16 protein-coding genes are annotated in these 20,581 nt (G+C 67.1%); 4 read left to right on the plus strand and 12 right to left on the minus strand.

Translation table 11 applies throughout. The features are described 5' to 3' along the window. Positions 1-165 precede the first annotated feature (165 nt). A complete protein-coding gene (locus tag ACFVTC_RS33690; RefSeq protein WP_390132254.1) occupies positions 166-288 on the plus strand; it encodes a hypothetical protein in 123 nt (40 codons plus the stop codon). A 110-nt stretch (positions 289-398) separates the two neighbouring features. Here ACFVTC_RS33690 and ACFVTC_RS33695 read toward each other — a convergent pair whose 3' ends face one another. The 3 genes from ACFVTC_RS33695 to ACFVTC_RS33705 all read right to left on the minus strand — a co-directional run bounded on the left by ACFVTC_RS33695 (position 399) and on the right by ACFVTC_RS33705 (position 2,419). Further along, a complete protein-coding gene (locus tag ACFVTC_RS33695; protein WP_390132255.1) occupies positions 399-1,079 on the minus strand; it encodes a nucleotidyl transferase AbiEii/AbiGii toxin family protein in 681 nt (226 codons plus the stop codon). Then, positions 1,076-1,318 carry a hypothetical protein gene (locus tag ACFVTC_RS33700; RefSeq protein WP_266708552.1) on the minus strand — a complete coding sequence of 81 codons (243 nt, stop codon included), beginning with the start codon at positions 1,316-1,318 and terminating at the stop codon, positions 1,076-1,078. The genes ACFVTC_RS33695 and ACFVTC_RS33700 overlap by 4 nt, the downstream gene beginning before the upstream one ends. A gap of 810 nt (positions 1,319-2,128) precedes the next feature. Beyond that, entirely contained in the window at positions 2,129-2,419 is a 291-nt protein-coding gene (locus ACFVTC_RS33705; RefSeq protein ID WP_390132256.1) for a WhiB family transcriptional regulator, read from the minus strand. A 1,443-nt stretch (positions 2,420-3,862) separates the two neighbouring features. Here ACFVTC_RS33705 and ACFVTC_RS33710 point away from each other — a divergent pair. Further along, the gene (locus ACFVTC_RS33710) at positions 3,863-5,047 is read left to right on the plus strand and encodes a replication-relaxation family protein (RefSeq protein WP_390132257.1); all 1,185 of its coding nucleotides are present in this window, start codon (positions 3,863-3,865) and stop codon (positions 5,045-5,047) included. A gap of 400 nt (positions 5,048-5,447) precedes the next feature. On the opposite strand, the gene ACFVTC_RS33715 is transcribed toward ACFVTC_RS33710, so the two are convergent. From ACFVTC_RS33715 to ACFVTC_RS33735, 5 genes are all read right to left on the minus strand, one after another. Further along, positions 5,448-7,052, minus strand: a complete 1,605-nt coding sequence (locus ACFVTC_RS33715; protein ID WP_390132258.1) for a hypothetical protein — start codon at positions 7,050-7,052, stop codon at positions 5,448-5,450. A 1,369-nt stretch (positions 7,053-8,421) separates the two neighbouring features. Then, positions 8,422-9,336 (minus strand): NADP-dependent oxidoreductase, encoded by a 915-nt coding sequence (locus tag ACFVTC_RS33720; RefSeq protein ID WP_390132259.1) that lies wholly within the window; start codon positions 9,334-9,336, stop codon positions 8,422-8,424. Positions 9,337-10,010: 674 nt separating this feature from the next. Further along, the gene (locus tag ACFVTC_RS33725) at positions 10,011-10,658 is read right to left on the minus strand and encodes a nitroreductase family protein (protein ID WP_390132260.1); all 648 of its coding nucleotides are present in this window, start codon (positions 10,656-10,658) and stop codon (positions 10,011-10,013) included. Positions 10,659-10,718: 60 nt separating this feature from the next. Next, the gene (locus tag ACFVTC_RS33730; RefSeq protein ID WP_390132261.1) at positions 10,719-11,543 is read right to left on the minus strand and encodes an isocitrate lyase/phosphoenolpyruvate mutase family protein; all 825 of its coding nucleotides are present in this window, start codon (positions 11,541-11,543) and stop codon (positions 10,719-10,721) included. A 235-nt stretch (positions 11,544-11,778) separates the two neighbouring features. Then, positions 11,779-12,333, minus strand: a complete 555-nt coding sequence (locus ACFVTC_RS33735; RefSeq protein WP_390132262.1) for a carboxymuconolactone decarboxylase family protein — start codon at positions 12,331-12,333, stop codon at positions 11,779-11,781. A 664-nt stretch (positions 12,334-12,997) separates the two neighbouring features. Here ACFVTC_RS33735 and ACFVTC_RS33740 point away from each other — a divergent pair. Continuing rightward, positions 12,998-13,138: a hypothetical protein gene (locus ACFVTC_RS33740; RefSeq protein WP_390132263.1), complete on the plus strand. Its 141-nt coding sequence runs from the start codon at positions 12,998-13,000 to the stop codon at positions 13,136-13,138. A 158-nt stretch (positions 13,139-13,296) separates the two neighbouring features. Then, the gene (locus tag ACFVTC_RS33745) at positions 13,297-13,914 is read left to right on the plus strand and encodes a TetR/AcrR family transcriptional regulator (RefSeq protein ID WP_390132264.1); all 618 of its coding nucleotides are present in this window, start codon (positions 13,297-13,299) and stop codon (positions 13,912-13,914) included. A 623-nt stretch (positions 13,915-14,537) separates the two neighbouring features. Here the strand turns inward: ACFVTC_RS33745 and ACFVTC_RS33750 are convergent. From ACFVTC_RS33750 to ACFVTC_RS33765, 4 genes are all read right to left on the minus strand, one after another. Continuing rightward, complete coding sequence (locus tag ACFVTC_RS33750) at positions 14,538-14,921, minus strand: MmcQ/YjbR family DNA-binding protein (protein ID WP_390132265.1); 384 nt, start codon at positions 14,919-14,921, stop codon at positions 14,538-14,540. A gap of 433 nt (positions 14,922-15,354) precedes the next feature. Further along, positions 15,355-16,089, minus strand: a complete 735-nt coding sequence (locus ACFVTC_RS33755) for an RNA polymerase sigma factor (RefSeq protein WP_390132266.1) — start codon at positions 16,087-16,089, stop codon at positions 15,355-15,357. Positions 16,090-17,458: 1,369 nt separating this feature from the next. Further along, on the minus strand, positions 17,459-18,130 hold the full coding sequence (locus ACFVTC_RS33760) for a TetR/AcrR family transcriptional regulator (protein ID WP_390132267.1): 672 nt from the start codon (positions 18,128-18,130) through the stop codon (positions 17,459-17,461). Between the two features lie 391 nt (positions 18,131-18,521). Continuing rightward, the gene (locus tag ACFVTC_RS33765; RefSeq protein ID WP_390132268.1) at positions 18,522-20,486 is read right to left on the minus strand and encodes a SpoIIE family protein phosphatase; all 1,965 of its coding nucleotides are present in this window, start codon (positions 20,484-20,486) and stop codon (positions 18,522-18,524) included. Positions 20,487-20,581 lie beyond the last annotated feature (95 nt).

Genomic DNA, 20,581 nt, shown 5'->3' on the forward strand with positions numbered 1-20,581 from the left:
CGCACCATCGTCGCCACTCCCCCGCCCCGGCATCTCGTGAACAGCACAAATACCTGTACGAGTTGGCGGCCGTCGCGACTCGGAGTCGATCTCCACGGGGGGTCCAGCGTGGACAGCAAGCCGGCCGGCTGACCACCCGCCCACCACGCTCCCGTGGAGAACTCCATGTCCCGCACCCGCCTGAACCGCCGCGAGCGCCTCACCCTGGCCAGCGCCGCCCTGCGCGGTGCCGCCGCTGGCACCCTCCGCGCCCTCACCACCTGGCTCCTGGACCACGTCATTCCGTAAACCCACAGCACCTGCAGGTCAGGCAGATGCACACCACGTCCATCTGCCCGACCTGGAAGCCGCTACCGCCAGCTGCAGGGCAACTGCGGGTCCGGGCTGCTGAGGCGTTGCTACGCGTCGAAAGGCTCTTGGTAGGGCTCGGCGAGTCGCTGTGCGAGATCCTCCAGCCACTCCTGGGCCCAGTGACGGAGTTCGGCGATCCCGGCGGAGTCCAATCCATACGCCTCGAACTCGGCATCACTGATCCATTCCAGGCTTTCCAGCCGGTCGTGGAGCTCCTGGAGGTCGAATTCCTCTGGGCGTCTGGCTGCGAGGTTTTCCAGCTGGGGGATGGTGTAGTGGTGGCGGGCGGCGTGGACGTCGATGGCGTCGCGGGCGAGACCGCGGTCGCCCAGAGCGCGGACTTTCGTCCCGATGAGGTCGTCCAGGTCGAGCACGGGGCCGACGTCCAGTACGACGGGAGGACGCCAGAGGACTTCTTTGAGGAGATCCACTTCGCAGGTGGCTTCCGTGTCTGGGTCGGTGGCGAGGAATCGTGCCTTGAGCGGGGCCACGTCGATGACGGTGATGCGCCAGCCCCGGCTGCTGAGGGACTGGGTGATCTGGTCGATGATCTCGTGCATGGATGCCGGGTGTTCGGTGGCGAAGTCGAGATCCTGGCTGGGCCGGTGAACGATGCCGTGCGCCTGGACCGCGTAGCCGCCCATCAGGGCGAGCCCGTAGGGGTGTCCGGCGGCAAGCGCGTCGGAGAGCAGGCGGCGGTGATGGTCGGGCAGGCCGGACAGGGTCACGCGGCGGCCGCCGGCCGCAGCTGGGTGAAGCGGTCCTCCCACGCGGTGCGTACGCCACGGCCCAGCATCTTGCGCAGGATGGGCCAGTGGGCTACCAGCAGCGCGGCATCCAAGTAGCGGGTGTAGTCCTCGTACCTGCCGTTGAGCAGAACGATCCGGTACATGCCCAGGAGCAGCTTCTCGTCGCCGAGATCGAACGCGCGCAGCCCGGACCACGCCAGATGCAGCGGAAGTTCCACGATGCCGTGGGTAGGGCCGGTGAGCACAGCAAGATCACCAGGCAGCTGACCTTCGGCAGGCGCCCAGCGAGAAGGGACCGATGCCCCCGATAGCCCTTCACGCATGGCCCCAGCCTTCCCGCTCCCTGTAACCGGCCTGTACAGGAGTCAGCCTAGTCTTTCAAAGCGATGGAAGTCGCGAGGCTGATCGGGGCAGCCATCCCTTCGGGCTGCGCGGCGGGAGACCAGGTGCAGGGGTCGATCGGCACGACCGCACGCCTGGACCGCGCCCTATCGGGGCCTCGTGGTGACGTGCTCGACGGTGCGGCAGGCTTCGCGGACTCCTCCGCGCCGAACCTGCTCCTGCGCATCCACCACGCGGCTGGCGACGGCTCCGCGCGGGGGTGCGGCCGGTGGTCGTGGTCACCCAGGTGACAGGGGTGGCGGGAATGGGTCTTGGGGCAACAGACGCCGCCTGGTTCGGGGGAGACGTCGAAGTCCTATCAGGCGCCGTAGAGCTCGGGCTTGGGGCTTCGTGACATCAGGGCTGCGGCTGCGTCCTTCACTCCGGCGTCGCCTACCAGTTCCGCCACCGGGAACTCCAGAACCGGCTCACCGCACACCCCACTCCCTGACAACCGCCCCCACCGGCTGCCCGTGCACGTACCCCCGCAACGGCCATCCCGGCGCCTCGGACGTCACACCGTGAACGATGCCGAACTGGCGGCAGAGGCCGGCGCCGACGTCGCCCGCGATCCCGTCGCAGGAATTTCGAGGACCAGTCGGCGACCTGTGCGCAACGCACGGGGTGCGAGCAGGACCTTCCCGTCCTCAACCGGCCGGGGACACCATGCTGTTCCGGGCTGCTTCCAGTACAGAGAGCCAGGAGGCGACGTCCGGCTTGCGTCGCAGGAGAGCTCTGCGATCCCGCTCGGTCATACCTCCCCACACCCCGAACTCGATACGCTCATCCAGCGCTTCGGCAAGACACTCGACGCGCACCGGACACCCCGCACAGACCGCCTTGGCCTGCCGCTGACGTGCACTGTCCGCGAACAAGCCGTCCGCATCGGAACTGCCGCACGCGGCCCTCTCCAGCCACTCGGACCTCGCACTCGTCACAACTTCCCCCTCAACAGGCCATCCCACCCCACGGCTCCGAAGAAATGCCGACCCAGCGCATCTCCCGGCTGCATGGACCTCGACACCCCACGCTTTCCCCGAAACAGCCAGGTCACCGCATGTCCAGTGAACGAGACGCGCCTGTGCGCCCTGGAGCTTCGGCCTCTGTGTCGCCGTCTGTGCGGAGAGGCACAGGAGTCAGCAGCGGGCCCGCCTCAGCGTCACGAGTCGCCCTGGTGTGCCGATCAGACCGAGCGCAACCCGGACTGCATGGGAAGCCCCCTGCAACGGCAGGGTGCGACTAGACCTCGATGAAGGCGATGACCACCACGGTCTTCAGGGCGGTCAGCCATTACAGGAGCCGGACGCGCTCGACGTCGTCGACGTATGGCGCAGCTGCGGGCCGGTGCTGTTGTCAGGGAGCGGTTCTCCGGCGTCGGGGTCGACGGAGATGACGACCAGGGCGCGGTCCAGGGCGTGTGCGAGCGTAGCTACGGAGAATCTCCGCGGGAGGGCCAAGCGTCACTTGATGCCAGATCGGCAACCGTGGCAGGAGCAGCAACAAGCGCAGCAGCAAGGAGAGCAACGGGTGCTCACCCGGCCGGGCCGGTGTGTCCGCGCGGCTGCGCCGGGTCGCTGGGGTGCTTTCGCCGGATCAGGTCTGCGTCCGGCGGGCGGGGTGCGCGGCCTGCGGTCGGGCGGGGAGGCCGCACACGGCGTCGGGTGCCTGGTGCGGTGCGTACCGGGACACCCATCGGCTTCGTGATACCGGCCCGCAGTGCATGCGGCGCTGGGTGGGGCGACCGGATGACGGGCGGTCTCGGCCCGGGGGCCGTGCGCAGGCCTCCAGAGCGGCCCGCGATGGGCTGCGCACGACCCGGAGCGTCCTGACTTGGGCAGGACGCTCCGGGCCGAATGCTGGCACGCGGCAGGGACCGTCGACGGACGGGGAATCCCGCGGCCGTTGCGCAAGACCCGCGTGCTGCTGTCCCGTCGGCTGTCACGGCCGTACTGAAGGCCTGTCCCGGCTCCCCTTCCTCCTGGCTTCTGGCAGGCCCGTCGCGGGCAGCGAGCGCGGAGGCCGCCGGCCGACGCGCCACCGCAGACAGCCGGGCCCGATCCCTCTCTGCACTCCTGCGCCTCCCCCTTCCCCCCTTTTCCCTTTTTCTTCATGTCGGAGTGGATACGGGAGTCCAGAGAGGGATGTCGGGCCCCCGGAGTAGCCCCGACCATGGCGGTGACCTGCGCCGATCCGGCACAAGGTGCGAGAAGGCGCGGGCAGTTACGGGCGGGGTTGTCGGACCGGTGCGGGGTGAAGTTGTCGGAACGTGACCGTGGTCGGGCCTCGGTGGTCGGCAAACCGGTCGGGGGTGACTGCTGCCCTGACTCGTAAGCGCGGCGCCGCGAAAGGGCGGCGGCGCACCGTGGGGAAGCGGGCAGGCGATGACGCGGGTGAACCCGGATGCGGGTGCAGGGGACCGGCTGGCGCTCGCGGTGCTGGCGCAGTACCGGATGGCGACGACGGAGCAGGTGCATCTGGTCGTCAGTCCGGGGGTGCGGATCGAGCAGACCCGGCGGCGGCTGGCCAAGCTCCGGGCGGAAGGCCTCGTCGACCGGATCACGCTGGCGCAGGCGGGGCGGACCCGGGTGTGGTTCTCCACCGTGCACGGGGCGCGGATCGTGTTCGAGTGGCCGGAGTTACGGGGCCGGCGGCCGTCGCGGTTGGTGGGCGACCGGTCCGCGGTGCGACTGCGGACCGGACACGCTCTGACCGTCACCGAGACCGCGCTGGCCTTCCTCCAGGACGCCCGCCACCGCGGTGACCTCTTCCGGCCGCTGGACTGGATACCCGAAGTCCAACACCCCCTCGGCAGCGGTGAGGCCGTCATCCCCGACGCCCTCATGTACTACCGGAGCCAAGGCGACGCTGGCGGGCACGGGTCGATGATGCGGGCCTTCCTCGAGATCGACCGGGCCACCATGGGCCCCGAACGCCTCGCCGCGAAAATCCCCGCCTACGCCCGCCTCCACACCTACAGCCCCGCGCAGCCCGGCCGGCGCCGGATCGGCCAGGAACCCCCGCAGGAGGAATGGCGCAAGCGCTACCCCGTCTTCCCCCGGCTGCTGTTCGTCCTCGCCAACACCGGCCCCGCCGGCATCGAAACCCGCATCGACGCCCTCCAGGCCGCCGCTGCCCTAGATGGCGGGAACTTTCTGCACAAGGTCCCCGTGCTGGCCGCGCCGCTGGCCGACCTGCTCCGCGACGGCCCCACCGCACCCATCTGGCGACCCCTCACCGACCCCAGCCAACGGGTGTCCTGGATATGTACCCGACCGGGCCCTGACAGTCCGCCTGCGGCAGGTGGCCGCACTGCGCAGAGGATCGCGCACCCTTACCTAGCCCCAGCTCCCCAGACCGTCACGGGCGCGGAGGCAGCCACCGACGCGCAGACCAAGCACCCAGGGACGGTTCCCCGGCAGCGCTCCCCGTACCCGCCCCGCCCCTCCCCTCCCCTCCCCTTTCCCCTTCTGGTGGAGGGGCGGGTACCGGAGTGCACAGGGGGATACCAGACCCCCCACCGTCCCCCGATGAGTGCGGTGACCTGCGCAAACTTCGTGGCCGCATGAACGAGGGCGCGCCAGCTGATGTCCACGACAGAGCCCATTTCCCGGCCTCACGCGCCGGTTGCCGCGCCACTTGTGCGCGTAACAGGGAGGCACCCCGTCGCCCACCGCCCGCATGTCCTCTGTCACCCAATCGAGTCGTTTGATATCGAACCCAGTCATTTCTTGCTTCCTTGACAGCGAAACCTAGTTGTACGAGGTGACGTAGCGGGGTGTCTTGTGGGTGAAGGGCATCGCGCGCCGTACTCGCGTTCGGGGGTAGCTCGCTGCCCTCAGTCTGGAGGCGGTCCACTGGGCACTCCACGTTGCCGCTGGCGTTCCGGCGGTGGTCTTCGATGCCAGTGAGCACGACTCGGTGCGCGACATCTACTAGCGCCTGAAGGGAGCTGACTCGGGCGATCCCCTAGCCGGAGAAGAACGCCGTCAGGGAGGCGAGGATCGCCAGGGCGGGCTGGGCGATGTCCGCGCCGGAAGACAGCAGGGCACGCAGGCGTTCGATACGGGTCCTGGCGGCTGGCAGGTCCGGCTCCGGGTCCGCACCGATGCGGGCGAGGTCGTGGATCTCGCTAGCCGCGGCGTTCCGGTTGGTAGCGGCCATGTCCCGGCTTACCAGCACGAGTTGCAACAGCCGGATGAGATCGTCGGCGTGCTGGATCGTGCCGTAGGTGTTCTGGAAGTCCCGGATCACCGTGTCCTGCGGGCGGTTGATGAACGTGGTCTTTTCGCCCTGGAAGTAGAAATTCTCCGTCACTTCGGCTCCTGAGGTCCCTGAGACTACGACGACTTGACTGTTGTGCACGGCGAGCCCCGCCACGGACGGAACCACGGACCGCAACGCTGACTTGATCGCTTGCTCGGCCTCGCGGACGGCGGCGAACGCAGCCGCGTCGGCGGCACGGCCCGGGGCGAGGAGGTTCTGGAGAGCATCGGGCGCTGGGTCGTGTTTCTCGGTCTTGAAGGGTGCCGCGCGGTAGGTGGAATAGTCGGAAGTGAGGCTGTACCGCGCCAGCAAGCCACGACGCTCGGTTTCCGGCGTCCGCATGGAATCCGTGACCGGACGCAGGATCCTGTCGATCCCGCCGAAGAGGGACCGGAAGTAGGCCGTCGAGGTGTGCTCGATCCGAAAGACGATCTTCTCGCCTTCGTGGAGCGGACCCTGCGGGGAATGGAAGAAAACCAGGCACGGGAGGAGTGTGGGGCCAAGACCGAGCAGCGAGGCGATCTCATAGGCGCCCTGCGGGTCGTACGGTGTCCAGCGTAGCCAGCGCAGAGTGGACATGACGCGGTACAGCTCGGGCTCCAGATGCCGCCGCCAGTACTTCTTGGCCGCGGGCCAGTCGGTCCGCCGTTCCACGACGAAGACCCGGGTGGCGGGTCCGGACAGCACGTTCAGGTCGTCGAAGTGGGTGCGCACATACGTCGCCAGCTCAACGTCGGCGTCGGTGTAGAGCAGCACGCCCCACAGGCGAGCGCCTCCCGCGGGGGCATTGGCGTTCTCGGCCAGTTGGAGCCACTGCAGCAGTGCGGCCGGATTGGGGGGGCCGGCCATCATGTAGCTGGCCTCGGCCGGGTGCATGATGCACAGGACCAGCAGGTCGCCGTCGGTCAACCCGGCCTCCCCCACAGTGAGGTGCCCGGGCAGACGCTCGTCCGTCGCAGAGTCGGCGAGCCACACGTCCAGGACGCCACGGGACTGGAAGAACGGTCGGAAGGTCCGAACGGCCTCAGATGGCTTCGGCCGCGCGACTCCGAGACGACGGGCCTCGTTCAAGCACAGGGACTGGAGCTGGTGCACAGTCGTGCCCCACGCGTCGTCGTCAGGAACGACGATCTCGAAACTTCCCTTACGCGCACGCCGATCCAGCTTCAGCCATCGTCCGGCACCGGCACCAGCGCCGAATTCCCCCGAGCTGATCAACGCGTCCAGGATCCTTGAATAGCGTGCGCCGTACGGACTGTAGGTGACCCTGGTCCAGTCTCCCTCACGAACTTCGATATACAACCGCATGCGGCGTGTCCCCCATGAAGTCCCGTTTCCTGTCCGGATTATGGGGGACGGCATGGGGGATGCGGTATCGGTTCATGAAGGGACCGCCGATAGGACTCAACGACATCGAACCTGTCCGGGCTACGGACGACGGGCGACGGGGCATGCCAGGCAGAGATCAACAGACAGCGCCGGCCTTCCCTGCCCGAGGAGCCCCGCCGACGCCGCCTGGCGCGTGACCTCCGGGATCGGTTCAAGCACCACGGGCGGATCACCGGCAGGCAGGCGCTCCACGGGGCCGCATACAGCCTCGGCAGCGGCGCCGTGAGCATCATCGTGGTCTGGTTCGAAGCCCGCCACTGACCTACGACCAGATCGCTGCTGGCCCTCCGCTCCCGCAGAGGGCCAGCAGCCCGTCCGGACCTGCAGCGGCCGGGCTTACCCGCGGGTGCTCTTGAAACGAACGCCGGTCCCCCACCGTGCCTGCTGGTCGGTCATGCACCAGGTGCACAGCGGGAGGCCTCCGGGGCCGTAGCGCCAGGTCTGCCGCTGGCACCCCGCGCACAGACCGATCTGGGAGCCGGCGCAGTGCATCGTGCTGGGATCCGGATCCGATACCGGGGGCGCTGCAGTCGTCATGGCGGTGTCCTCGTCCTGGGCAGCGAACACTCGCTGCTTTCGAACGAAGAATAGAACACTCCCTGATTGTCGGACCCTCGCCATCCCGTGCGGGTATGTCACGAGTCCAGGCGCGCACTCCATCGCTGGTCTTCGGCAGCTCCGTGCTGCTGCGGATCCCGGTAGCTCGGATATAATCGAACCCATGTCCGATCAGCCTACGCTTGCGAAGTCAGAGCGTAAGAGTTCCAGGAAGGCGCCGACGCCGTCTTGTCGTCTGATGGACCCGTCACCATTGGTGTCCAGCTCCGCAGACATCTCGTCGACCCACGCCTGGTATCCGTGGGCCCGGTACATCCAGGAGGTCAGAGCCTGTCCCGGACGCTCCAGCCCTGCTCGGGACGGGCCGGGCAGACAGACCTGTGCATACCCTGCGCATACCGGAAACGGAACGCCTCGCAGATGGAGCGCTTCCCCCCTGGCCGCCTTCTCCCTCATGGGCGGGCCTGCGACAGGCCCGCCCGCCGTACGGACTTCTGCCCAAATCTATGCGGCACCGAGCCAGCCAACTCGCCTGATACCACGACGAAGATCCTGACGGGGTGGGTCCAGGGCTCACGCTGCCGTGTCTGCCGCGTTCGGACCGCACCGGCACACCAGCGACGCCGGCGGCTGAGCCTCGATGCACCTTCCTGGCTCAGCCTGACGACTTCTCGCTCGCGCCTGGCGAGCACCGTGGCCCGGCATCGGGATCGATCGGTGCCCGGTCGGGTCATGCTGGGATGAGCACGATCTTCTTACCGCCGGCCCGTCCGGCAACCACCTGAGTGAATGCAGCCGGTCCCTCGCTCAGCGGCAGGGGCTCTGGTGCGAGTTCCAAGGTGCCCGCCGCGGCCTGCTCCGCGAGCTGGACGAGTTGCGCGCCGTTGGGCTCGATGTAGAGGTCCCAGCTCGTGATGCCGCGTTCCTCCGGAGGCGCGTCCGAGGTCAGGGAGCACAGTTGGCCGCCGTCTCGCACCAAGGTCAGGGCCGCGTCCGCCGTGCCGGCAGCGATGGTGAGGGCAGCGTCGAACCCGCCGCGCACCTTGGTCGACCAGTTCGGGTCGTGGTAGTCGACGACCTCCGTCGCTCCCAGACCAGTCAGTCGCTCTGTGGCGGTGGCAGACGCGGTCGTGGTCACCTCGATGCCGTTGGCCGCGGCGAGTTGGATGGCCAAGGCTCCGGTGCCCCCGCCTCCGTTGGTGATCAGTAGCCGCTGTCCTCGGCTGAGGTCCAGCTTCTCCAATGCCTGCAACGCGGTGAGCCCGTTGACCGGCAGTGCCGCCGCGCGCACGGCGTCCAGTCCGGGTGGGCAGGCTGCAGCGTGATCCGCGTTGATCAGAACGCGTTCGGCCCAGAAGCCGCTTCCCCCGGGCAGCGGGGCCTCGTGTGCGAGCACCCGATCGCCTACCGCGAACCCGGTGACACCCGCACCGACGGCCAGCACCTTGCCTGCGCCCTCGACTCCCAGCGCAGCCGGGGGGCGCAGCCCCACGTCCCAGCTGGCGTCGATTTCCAGTTCGTCCCACGGGCCGACCCCGGCCGCCTCAACCGCCACCAGGATCTGACCGGGCTTGGGCGATGACGGTTCGGACAGTTCCAGCAGGACGACTTCCTTCTCGGCCGTAGATACTCCGCATGCCTTCACAGTGGATCTTTGTCCTCTCATTTAGTCCGGCCGACCAGGAGGTACGGGCCGGCAACCCTAAATCCGACAGCGGTGTCGAACTGGACATTCCGCATGCCTTCACAGTAGATCTTTGCCCTCGCACTCAGTCCGACCGACCGACCGGTTCCACCTCCCCGGCGCCTCAGACAGCAGCGTTGCCACCGACAGCAGGTCGCCCTCGTTCCGCGCCCCGTCGCTCGCGGCGCTGCCTGTTCGGACCTGTTGAGGTCAAGGCCGTGTCGTGGAGGCCGCGGCGCTCGACCAGCGGTACACCGTGGATGTCGAGGCGCTGCGAGAGGTGCCCCCGGCCCGATCGGCGTCGGCGGGATCGCGGCCTCCTTTGGAGCCGCGTGGGTTTCGCCGACGCCTGCCACCCGCAGTTCCTTGCCGAGCCGTTCGGCGACCCTGCGGTGCACTCGGAGAACCTGATGCCGGGCGAGTGGGAGGTCTGTCGACGCCGTCGGGTCATCCGGGCCAGCAACGACTGGGGCGCCGGCCCGGCGGCCCGCGGCCCGCGGCCAACATCGTGCGGGCCGTGATGACCCCGCGGCGTCAGCCGCCGGTCTGGTTGTCCGGGGTGGGCCGACCTGGAGGAGCAGGGTGTCCGCGGCCTGCGGACTTCGGCCACAGTCGTTCCCCGGTGCCGGGGCTGTTTAGACGAAGGTGAACAGCTGGTCGGTTTCGAAGCGCGAAGTCGGCCTGTTGTACACCTTCGTGGGGTCGGGGTAGCCGAGGGCCATCAGCACTGTCGTGGTGTGTCCGGTTTCGCGGATCTTGAACGCCTTGTCGACGCTCGCCGGGTCGAACCCTTCGAGCGGCATGGCTTCGACGCCGAGCTCAGCGGCCGCCATCATGGTCAGGCCCATTGCGAGGTAGGTCTGCTTTTCCATCCAGTGGTTCACGTCCTTGTAGCTGTACTTGCGCAGGTTGAGGAAGTCCCGGGTCATGAACTCCCACAGCTCGTGCGTTGCCGGGTCGGCGAACCGCCCATCTACCCTCTCCTTGCTGAACACCGCATCGAGGTGGCTGTCGGGAAGATCCGCCCTGGTGGTGAGGATGACGGTGTGTGAGGCGTTCAGGATCTTCTCGCTGTTGTCCTGGAATCGTTCGCCGAGGTTGGCCGCCAGCCGCTCCTTGCCTTCGGGCGTGGCGAGGACGTAGAAGTGGTTGGGCTGTACGTTCGTCGAGGACGGTGTCGAGCGCAGGAATCCCAGCACTTGCTGGAGTGTCTCCTCGGGGATGGTCTTGCTGGGGTCGAAGTACCTGGTGAGGTGCTTGTTCATGAGCTTGTCGAGATCCATGGATACCTGCCTTTGTCTTGCAATCACCGGGTGAAGAGTTAGTGATTTGTACTGTTTGGGTTAGTTCTTGCCGTGGGAAAGCAGTTCGTTGACGCGCGCGAAGCTCATACCTGTCGTTGCCGAAGCGAGGTCGCCCGCGCGCAGCTCCTTCGTGGCCTGTTCGAGTGCGCCCATTGCGTGGGTGTAGAGCAGCGGACCGAGGCTGATGCGCTTGACCCCGACCTGCTGCAGTTCAGCGACGGTCAGCACCTTGTCCGACGGAGACACCAGGACGTTGACCGGTGTCGGGGCGACCGCGGTGACGATCGCGACGAGTGCTTCGCGGTCGGGTGGGAACGGCGCGTAGACCACATCCGCGCCCGCCTCAGCGAAGGCCGTCAGGCGCCGAATGGTGTCGTCAAGATCGGGCCGTCCCTGGATGAAGTTGTCGGTGCGGCCGGTAACGACGATGCGCCCCTTGGCGGCGTCGACGGCGCTACGTACGCGACTGACTGCTTCGTCGAAGTCGCGGATCGGTTGATCGGGATCGCCGGAGGTGTCCTCGACCCCGATGCCGGCGAGGCCGGATTTCACGGCGGCCTCAACGGTCGCGGCGACGTCTTCAGGCATGTCGCCATAACCGTCTTCGAAGTCTCCGTTCACGGGCAGCCCGGTGAGGCCGCCGAGCAGCCGCGCATGCTCAAGGTGTTCTTCGCGGGTGACTTCGTGACGTCCGTCGAGGCGGCCGAGGGTGGCGGCGATCGCCGCGGACGACGTGGCGATCGCCTCGAAGCCGGCATCGGCCAGCATCAGCGCCGAGAGGCCGTCCCATGCGTTCGGCATGACGAGGCCACCGTCTCGGGTGTGCAGCGCCATGAACTTCTCATAGAGTTCGGAGCCCGGCATGTCGAGCCTTCCTGAATGATCGTTGACTCAGTGCGGGGTTTGCCTGCTGGGTGCCTGGACCGCGCCGAAGGGTCCAAAGAGCAACCGGTGGGCGGGTGTTGTTGGCGGCAGCGCGGAGCTTCCTAGAGCCACCCAGCCCCGCCAGACGAGATGACGCGCGCTGAATCCGTGGACGCCACCATGCTCGATCACGCTCTTACGTACCGTGCCGGGCACGCCGGATCGGGGCGCGGGTTCACTGCGGCACGGTCGTATCGACCGAGTCGACAGCGGGGATGTCGAGGTCGGTCTGGTTGACGTTGTTGATGAAGTTGGTGAGCAGGAACTGCACCGCCACCGTAATGATCGCCAGGATCTGCGGGTCGGTGTACCCGGCGCCCCGGACACTCTCGAGCTCAGCGTCGCTGACCTGTCCGCGGCCCTCGACCACCCGCTGCGCGAAGCGGGCGGCCGCAGCGCGTTTGGGATCGACGGAGCTCCCCGCGCGGCCGAGTTCGATGTCGTCGCCCGACATGCCGCCGAATTTGGTCGCGACGTGGGTGTGCATCGCCAGGCAGTAACTGCAGCCGTTGGCTTGCGACACGGCCAGCGCGATGCTGTGCCGCGTCCTGGCGTCGAGAACGCGGCTCAGGGTGCCTTGCAGAGTCGCGACGACCTCAAGAACGGTCGGGTTCGACGCGAGCGTCTTGAACATGCTCGGGACGAAGCCCAGCTGCGCACCAATGTTGTCGAGGGTCTGCTGTGCGCCGGTAGGCACATCCTCTGGAGGGGGAACGTTCAGTCGTGACATGGCGAGGCGACCTCCGGTCGGGGTGCGTGTCGTCGTTGTTGCGCCCAGGTCGGGCTCGAAGTGGTTCGGAGTTCCGTCGCAGGCCCTACCTGCGTGGCTGCAACCTGGCCGGTGGCGTCGGTTGCGCCTGGTGCCGTGCTTTGCGGGGGTGACTCCGCCTGCGCCGAGTCCGGAGATCTCTTCGCCACCCCAGACACCACATACGAAGGACTATACAGACCAGAAATGGCTACGCAACCCCCTCCCTGGATCGATCGCTTCCGCCATGTTGCATGCAAGTGAGTCCAGGTCGCGTCGGATCAGTAAATGCGCAGTTCAGAGGTGATCGATGGCTGCGTTGCGAGCTGCTCTGGCGAGTTGGACGGGCGAGTTCAAGCCGCCTCGAGTTGGTCCGATCTGGACTAGGTCGATTGATTTTTATGGACGTTTTAGTCCACTCTTGAGTAAGACTGGACTGAGAGGAAGGGCAGATCTCCCGGATCCACCTGGGCCCCTTTCCCGCATCCGTCTACGAGGAGGCTCTACTTGGCATGACCGCCGCAACGCAGTCGATCGACGTCACGGTGTCATGCCACATCGGCATCTACTTGATGCGCTCGCGATCCCGGCCGGCGCCCCGCAGGTCGTCCCGTCCGGCACCCCGGGATCGTGGCCGGCCAGAACCATGCCGGAAGACTTCGCCAAGGAGGCCGGGCAAGCCTCGGACAACGTGTGCGAAGCGCTGCGGCCGGCCGGCGCCAAGATGAGCGACATCATCCAGGTCGGTCCTGGCTCACCGACCACGACGACGTCGACGCGTACGTGAGGTTCGCAAGGACGTCATCTCTCACCGACCGGCGTATATGCTCGTATTGGTGCCACAACTGATCCGGGCCGGTCTCCTTTGGAGATCGAGGCCACCGCGGTTGTGATGCAGGCCGCGGCCGAGCAGCACGAGTGAGTGACATGCCCGAGGGAGGCACCGTGCCCGGAACCAGCGGTACTCGCCGCACGCCACGCGGCCTGGAAACCCGTTCACGGATCGTTGATTCGGCAGCCAAGCTGTTTTATGTCAGGGGCGTCAACGCCACCACCCTCGATGACGTCCGGGTGGCGAGCGGCACGAGTAAGTCGCAGTTGTACAACCACTTCGAGGACAAGCTCACGCTGGTCCACGCCGTGATCGACCTGCAGTCCAAGTTCGTCCTCGCGCGCGAGGAACAGCACCTACGCGGCGTGAAGACCCTCACCGGTCTGCGCCGCTGGCGTGACGCTCTCGTCCAGGCCAACTCACTGCAGGACGGCTCATACGGATGCGCACTGGGCGCGATGTCGATTGAGCTGTCCGACAACGATGAGCAGTCCCGCCAAGCGCTCAACGCATCAATCGAGGCCTGGCGGCGGATGCTCATCGAAACACTGACCCGGCTCCGCGTCCTCGGTGTACTTGCCGAGCACGCGGACCCACGGCGCTTGGGTACTGGTCTGCTGGCTGCTCTGCAGGGTGGTTACGTACTTGCACAGAACGCTCACAGCTCCGAGCCGATGGCCGTTGCGCTGGACATGGCTCTGGACCACATCGCATCCTTCGCTCGCCGCTGAGCACACGTTTGCAACACGACCCACTTCTCAGGCGGTCGCTGCCTCCTGAGGCCAGCTGGGCATATCTCCTGCGCGACGCAAGCACACGCCTAACGCAAAGGGTGCCTTCCGCGAGCCGGTTGGAGTCCAGGTTGTCGGCGAGCCCGAGCCTTGTGCACTCGAGGATCGCCGGCCAGGGGGCGGGGCGGCCCGGGAGATCGGTTGCCCAGGTGACGAGCCCGCCCGCCTCCGGCGCCAAGTTCAACAACTTGGTGCCCGCGGACCAGTCCGGGGCAGCAGGTCCGCCGATCGCGAGGGTGATCGGCCTATCGGGAAGCGTGACGACCAGGTCGCTCCACCCGTGGGTGACTACTCCGCCAAGTACCGGGTAACGAAGGCTTGGTTGGCGGCCCACGGTGCTCGAGGGGTGATTGCCCTGCAGCACCGCCCGTAACTCCGGTCCTGCCTCGAGGGCGACGATGCGTTCGACTGGGCGGTCCGCGACGAACAGGAGACCTTGCCCGCCACCATGCAGACGTTCAACTGCTCGGCGAACCGGTGCCTGGAGCTGACTCCGGGCAGCGCCAGTACTGTGCCGCACGGTCTGTCCTTAAGGTTCTCGCTGCTGATGGGCATGACGAAGGTCAGACGCCGCGGCCGTAGGTGTGCGGATCCACGGGTTGCTTGGACTTCGGAAGCCCGCCGACCACGAGACGGTAGGAGTCCGTCACAAGTTCCTTCACCAGCTTCTCGTCGATGGTGCCCCCGCCTTCCACCGTGATCCAGTGCCTCTTGTTCATGTGATAGCCGGGAGTGATGTCTGCGTGCCGCTCACGCAGGGCCGCGGCGTCGTCCGGATCAGCTTTCAGGATCACGACGGGGCGACCTGGCATGTCGGTCATGAGCATGAAGACCTTGCCGCACACCTTGTAGAGGTCCCAGTCCGGGCCGAAACGATGCTCCAGGTCGGCGCCGGGCAACTCAACCGTGCGGTCACCCGCGATCTTCTGCAGCTCCTGTCCGTCCAAGGTGATCAACTCCTCTATCAATCTGAGTACCCCGACCGATCGACCGACCGGTCAGGCCCGAGGTGGCGTCCATCGCATGTCCGCCGCGAACGGCGGCGCCAGTACGCCGGCAACAGTGACGGAAGCCGACGGGGGAACGGACACATTTTCGCGAGCGGCGCGACGTGGGCCCGGTGTGTGACCCCGGAGCACCAGGTAAGCAGCCGTCTGCTCGACGAACGCCCGAGTCCTTTGTCCGGGCCGGCTCGTGTGAGCCCCTTCGGAGGTGAGCGCCCTGGGGTGCCGACTTCTTACTTCCGGCCCGTCGGGAAGGTGAGGTTCTGACGGCGCACGGCGCCTGGCGGTCGTCCTCCCGGCGCGGACGGGAGAGAAAAGCCTATTCGGGGCCGGTGCGAGCCCCAGCGCTGCGCGGGCCGACGTCGTCGCCGCTGCCTCAGCCCGCAGCGCTGAGATGTCCGCTGGCTATCAGCTGAGCTCGCAGTTTCTTACGGGCGTCGAACATCGTCTTGTAGAGCGCGTTACGGTTCGTTTCCAGCTCACTGGCGAGCGTTTCCAGGGGGATCCCGTTGACGACGGCAGTGAAGACCTGCCGCTGGCGGGCGCTCAGTGCGGTCTCGACTGCGTTGCGCGCGGCTGCGACCAGTTCTCGCGCCTGCCAGTGGCTGACGGGGTCGATACCGGAGCGGTCGGGCAGTTGCGCCCATTCGTCCAGGTCGAACCAGGTATTTGAGACACGCCAGAAATGGCGGCCCAGCTTGCTGGACACTTCAAGTACGACGAATCGGAAGGCCCACGTGGTGAACCTGGCGTCGCCACGAAATTCCTGGATTTTGTGGGTGATCCTCATCAGTGCGTCGGCAGCTGCCTGGTGGGCGAGATCGTTCAGCTCGGGCCCGGTAATTCGGTAACGAGGACCTCGGCGGAACACTTCGTCCATGGCGATCCGCACCAGCAGTGCGTGCAGCCGCGTGCAGGCCTGCTCATACTGCGACCCACGGCCGCCCTCGAGCGCGTCTACCCAGGCGGCGGACTCCGGGTCGAGCTGCCGTCGGTCTGGGGCGGGTCCCGGTGGCGGGGGGCTGCCGTTGGTTCCGGTCTGTCTATCAGGAGCCGAGCGACACGTTTTTTTACCATCCGCAGAGTGCATGGTTCTCAATCCCCAGGTCATTTCGTGCGGACAAGCCCGCACGAGACCATCTACAGAGCGTCTACGCGAAGTCACTGTTTTTCATTCGCCGCGCACGTGTCCCGCGGTTCACGGCCCGGGTTTCCGGCGTAGTTCGACGAGGGGCTCACGCACGGCGTGGGGCACGCTTTCGAACTGTTGCGGCTGGTTGGTGAGCAGGCGGGCCGTGGAGGTCTGCGACCCACCACGCCGGTGGCAGGCGGTCACGCCGTGCCAGGCGTGTACTACGGCAGGAGCTGTTGCTGCTCTCTGTGGATGCGCGACATCACGGTGCCCAGGGGTTCCCCTCGTTTCTGTGATTTCGCGGCAGCAGAGGCCCTCGACGTCTGCGAGGTAGACAGCCAGCCGGCGCTGCGCTGTCGGCGTGCGAACGGCCCCGGGACCCCGGCGAGGCTCCTTTCCGTATCTCGCGGCCCTCGGTCAACGGGCTCGCCGCGGATGCCAGGTCGTTGGCGGTGCGGGGCTCGCTCGCCCTTGCCGTGGTTTCCATGAACTTGTTCAGGTCCAGAGCGTCCGGTTGGACGCCCAGCAGACAGGCCCCGTCGACCGGGCGCATGGAGGGGTCTCTCTGCTTCCCCGGCGCCTGCCTGAGCCTGCAGGCGTACGTGCACATGGAGCCTGCGGCAGATGATGGGGTGTCGTCGTCCCGCACGTCCTCCACCCGTTTCGAGGGACTTGCATGCTTGCCTGCCCTGAACAACAGCGAAGCGAGCACGGCGCACTGCCTCGGCTGACCGGCTCGGGCCACGACCCTCGGTCTGTGCGGCCGGACCGGGCTGAGCACTGAGAACTGGACGCCCGCATACATGGTGCCTACCGCCTTGGGGATCCTTGTGAGGCTTGGCTGCTTAGCCGTCCGCGAGGGACCGCTGTCGCCAAACGTACCGCAGGTCGGTCCGATTTTCCGGACCAATTAGTCCTCTTTTTTGTGGGCCAAACCTGCTGGATCCTCGCACTACAGGGTGGTTACGGCGCCGCGCTGGCAGCGGACGACGTCGTCCTGGCCGAGGGCGAGTAACTCTTCATGACGAGCGCGGCAGGCTCGGAGCCGTCACGGTCCTCGCCGACGGCGGTGTGTGCTCCGCAACCGTGGTTGGTAGTGGTTGGCGAACCACTCGCACCGGAGAGCCGGCGACCGGCCCAGCGTTCCGCCCAGTCCGAAGAGCTGGGCGGAACGCGACCTGTCTTTGCGTAGGGGCCGCCACTTTTCGTTGGCAACTGGGGTCGCATGCCGCCAGTGAGGCGTGCGGACGAACACGTCCCGTCGCGCCTCCGGCCTGCCGCGAGGCAGACCGCCCCCGCCTGCGGTGGCGCACAGGGCCTTCTCGGCGCCGCCTCGTCCCGGGCGGTTTTAGCGCTGTCCAGGGCCCTCTGCAGGCGGATTGCCGTCCTCGGCAGGCACGGCATAAGTCTTGATGTGGCCAATCGCCATGTCGAGGGCGATCCTCATGGGTTGAACGTTCCGTGCCGTCTGCGCAAGGAGATAGCCGCCTTGAAGGGCGGCCATGAGGCCGGTGGCGAGCTCTTCAGTGTCCGCGTCGGCACGGAGGACTCCCGAGTCCTTCATCCGCGCGAGCCCGGCCTCGAGCAGTCCTTCCCAAGTGCCGAAGTGCCGCGCGATCGCTGTACGCGCCTCTTCGTCCTGATCGGCCAGCTCGCTTGCAAGGGAGCCGAGCGGGCAGCCGTACGCTCCGTTTCGAAGCGCGTTGTGTTCGACCACTGCGTCCCGCCAGCGCTCCAGCCCGCGGAGGGAGCTGAGCCGCCGCAGTAGCTGGTGCTGGCGTCCGAGCAATTCCGCAGCCTGCAACGCGACAACGTCCCGCACCAACGCATCCTTGTCGGGGTAGTGGCGGTAGAGCTGAGATTTACTCGTTCCGCTGGCCGCCCTGACATCGTCAAGGGTCGTGAGGCCCACACCCTTGACGTACATCATGTCCGCGGCGGCCCTCAAAATGCGCTCTCGAGTCGCCCGCCCACGTTCAGTCAAGCGGGAGCCGTTTTTGTCGCTCGCCTGTTCCGCCACATTGACCAGATTACCGGTGCGAACGCTAGCAGCATTCAGAGTGGACCTCAAGGTCCCTTTTTTGGCTGCCTCCAGCTCTCTGCCTGTCCGACCCGGAGCCGTCGCCCCACGCCCCGATGAGCCCACGACCGGCGGCTTGGAACCCGGCGCCCAGTCGACGCAACAACCATGCCGCGACCATGCCGGCCGCTCGCTCGGACACAGAAACGGCCCGCTGGATGCAGCGACGGCACGAGACGCAATCCGGTGAACAAGGAGAAGCCGGGGAACCTGCACGGCATCGCAGGCCAGCGACTCTGCATGCCTAAGCGCTATCCGCGTTCGCGATCTTCCGAACTAGGGCTCTCGGTGACCGGGCTCCGTACAGGGGATGTGTGAGGACGCGGCGCCGTCATGTGCGCCGGATGATCAGCACGGCCACGTCGTCGAGGTGGTCTACCGCGACCGCGGCGTCAAGGATGCGGTCGGCGGTTTCCTCGGCGTTCAGCCCATCGTGGATGGCTTGGGCGGCCAGCGTTCCGGCTCGCTCCAGTCCGGCGTCCAGTGTCAGGGCCGGCCCTTCGACCACGCCGTCGGTGACCATGACCAGCGCGGCATCCTTGTCCAGTGTGAAGGTTTCTTCGGCGTAGTCGGCGTGGGGCAGTACCCCCAGCACCGGGCCGCCCGACATCTCACGGATGCTGTGGCTGCCGTCGTCGCGTGCGTACAGCAAGGGCACATGGCCGGCGCTGGCACCGGTGACCCGTCCATCGTCTGCGTTGATTCGCAGCATGGTGCAGCTGGCGAATCGTGGCACGTCCATCGTGACGAGCAGTTCGTTGGTGCGCGTCAGCACGGTTGCGGGATCCGGTTCGTGGGCGGCGATGGCGCGCATGGAGGCGCGCACCTGTCCCATGGCTGCGGCGGCGTCCACGTCGTGCCCTTGGACGTCGCCGATCTCCAGGGCGATGGCACCGTCGGGCAGGACGAAGGCGTCGTACCAGTCTCCGCCGATGTCGAGCCCGTCGCGGCTTGGTTGGTAGCAGGCGGCGGCCTCCAGGCCCGGGAGGTGCTCGGGGAGCATGGGGAGCATGGCCTGTTGGAGTGCTGTGGCCAGCTCGACTCGTGCCTCTTGCAACCTGACGCGCTTCAGTGCCTGGCCTGCAAGGTCGGCCAGAGTACTCATGAGGACCCGCTCGTCCGGGGAGGAGCGGTGTTCGCTGTCGTAGGTCACCAGCCAGGCCCCGAGCGGCTGATCGCCGCCCGGGCTGAGGGAGGTGATCGAGATGGCGTAGCCGGAGTCGAGCTGGTCGAAGTACGGCACCATGGCCCCGCGCGGCCAGCGGCGGATGTAGTCCGCCTGGTTGGAAATGAACTGTGGCTCACCAGTGCGGATCACATGGGGCAGCGCGCTGGGGGCGTCCAGCGGCAGGCCGTGCAGTGCGGCCACCGGGATCGGGATCCCGGCATCGGAGGAGACGCGTAGGCGGCCATTGGTGTTGAACGCCAGCGCGGCGCCCGTACCACCGAAGGTCGCAGCGAGCCGGGTCAGGATGACCTGCTGTACTTCTTGCTCCGTGACTGCTGTCATCACGGCGGAGGAGAAGGCCGCGATCTCGTCGGCGCGCTGACGTTCAGCACTCAGCGCGATCAGCGCTCGCCGTCGGCGCACTTGCCTCTTGGTCTCGTCGTGGATCACTCCGAAGACCCGCTCAGGGCCGCCGGATCCCAGGATGATCCGACGGGCCCGGCAGACCAGGAAATGCCAGCCATCGTGCTCGGTAAGAAATCGCAACCTGATCCAGGGGGACCGGGGGGCCGCCGAACGCACGAGCCGCCGCAGTGCACCGCGGTCATCGGGATGGACCCGCCGAACGACCTCGGACAGCGACATGGAAGCCTCCGGGAACAGCGCCGCCAAGGCGGGTGCGCCGCCCAACCACTCCAGCATGCGCTCCTGGGGTGAATACATGCACAGACCGAGATTGGCGGCCTTGGCTGCCAGACGGAACGGGATCAACAGGCCGCCCCGGTCATTTCTCGCGTCCAGCGAGTGCACCCACACCAGCGCCTCGCCACCTACGGGGTCGGTCACTCGTCGCGCCTCGACAAGGCAGACGACAGATGCTGCACCTGGCCCGGGGAACTCCAGCACCCGCATGGCGACCGTTTTTGTCGTGGCAGCGTGGGAAACGAGACTTTCGACCGCGCTCAGCTGACTTGTGGGCAACAGCTCACCGAAGCCACGACCCGCGCACTGCTCCACTGACCTGCCCAGTGTCCTGGCCATCGCCTCGTTGAGGCTGCGGATGACTCCGTCCAGGGCCAATAGAGCCGACGGTGTAGCCATCTGAAGAATTTCATCCGAGGCGTCCATTTAGCCGCTCACTACCCATCTTCGAGCGATATGACCTCGTTGTTCTTCAATAACAGTATCTGCGTGCGGAGCAGGTCGCCTCCACCAGCGGGGGC

Source organism: Streptomyces sp. NPDC057950, assembly GCF_042887295.1.
Taxonomy (GTDB): domain Bacteria; phylum Actinomycetota; class Actinomycetes; order Streptomycetales; family Streptomycetaceae; genus Streptomyces; species Streptomyces kaempferi.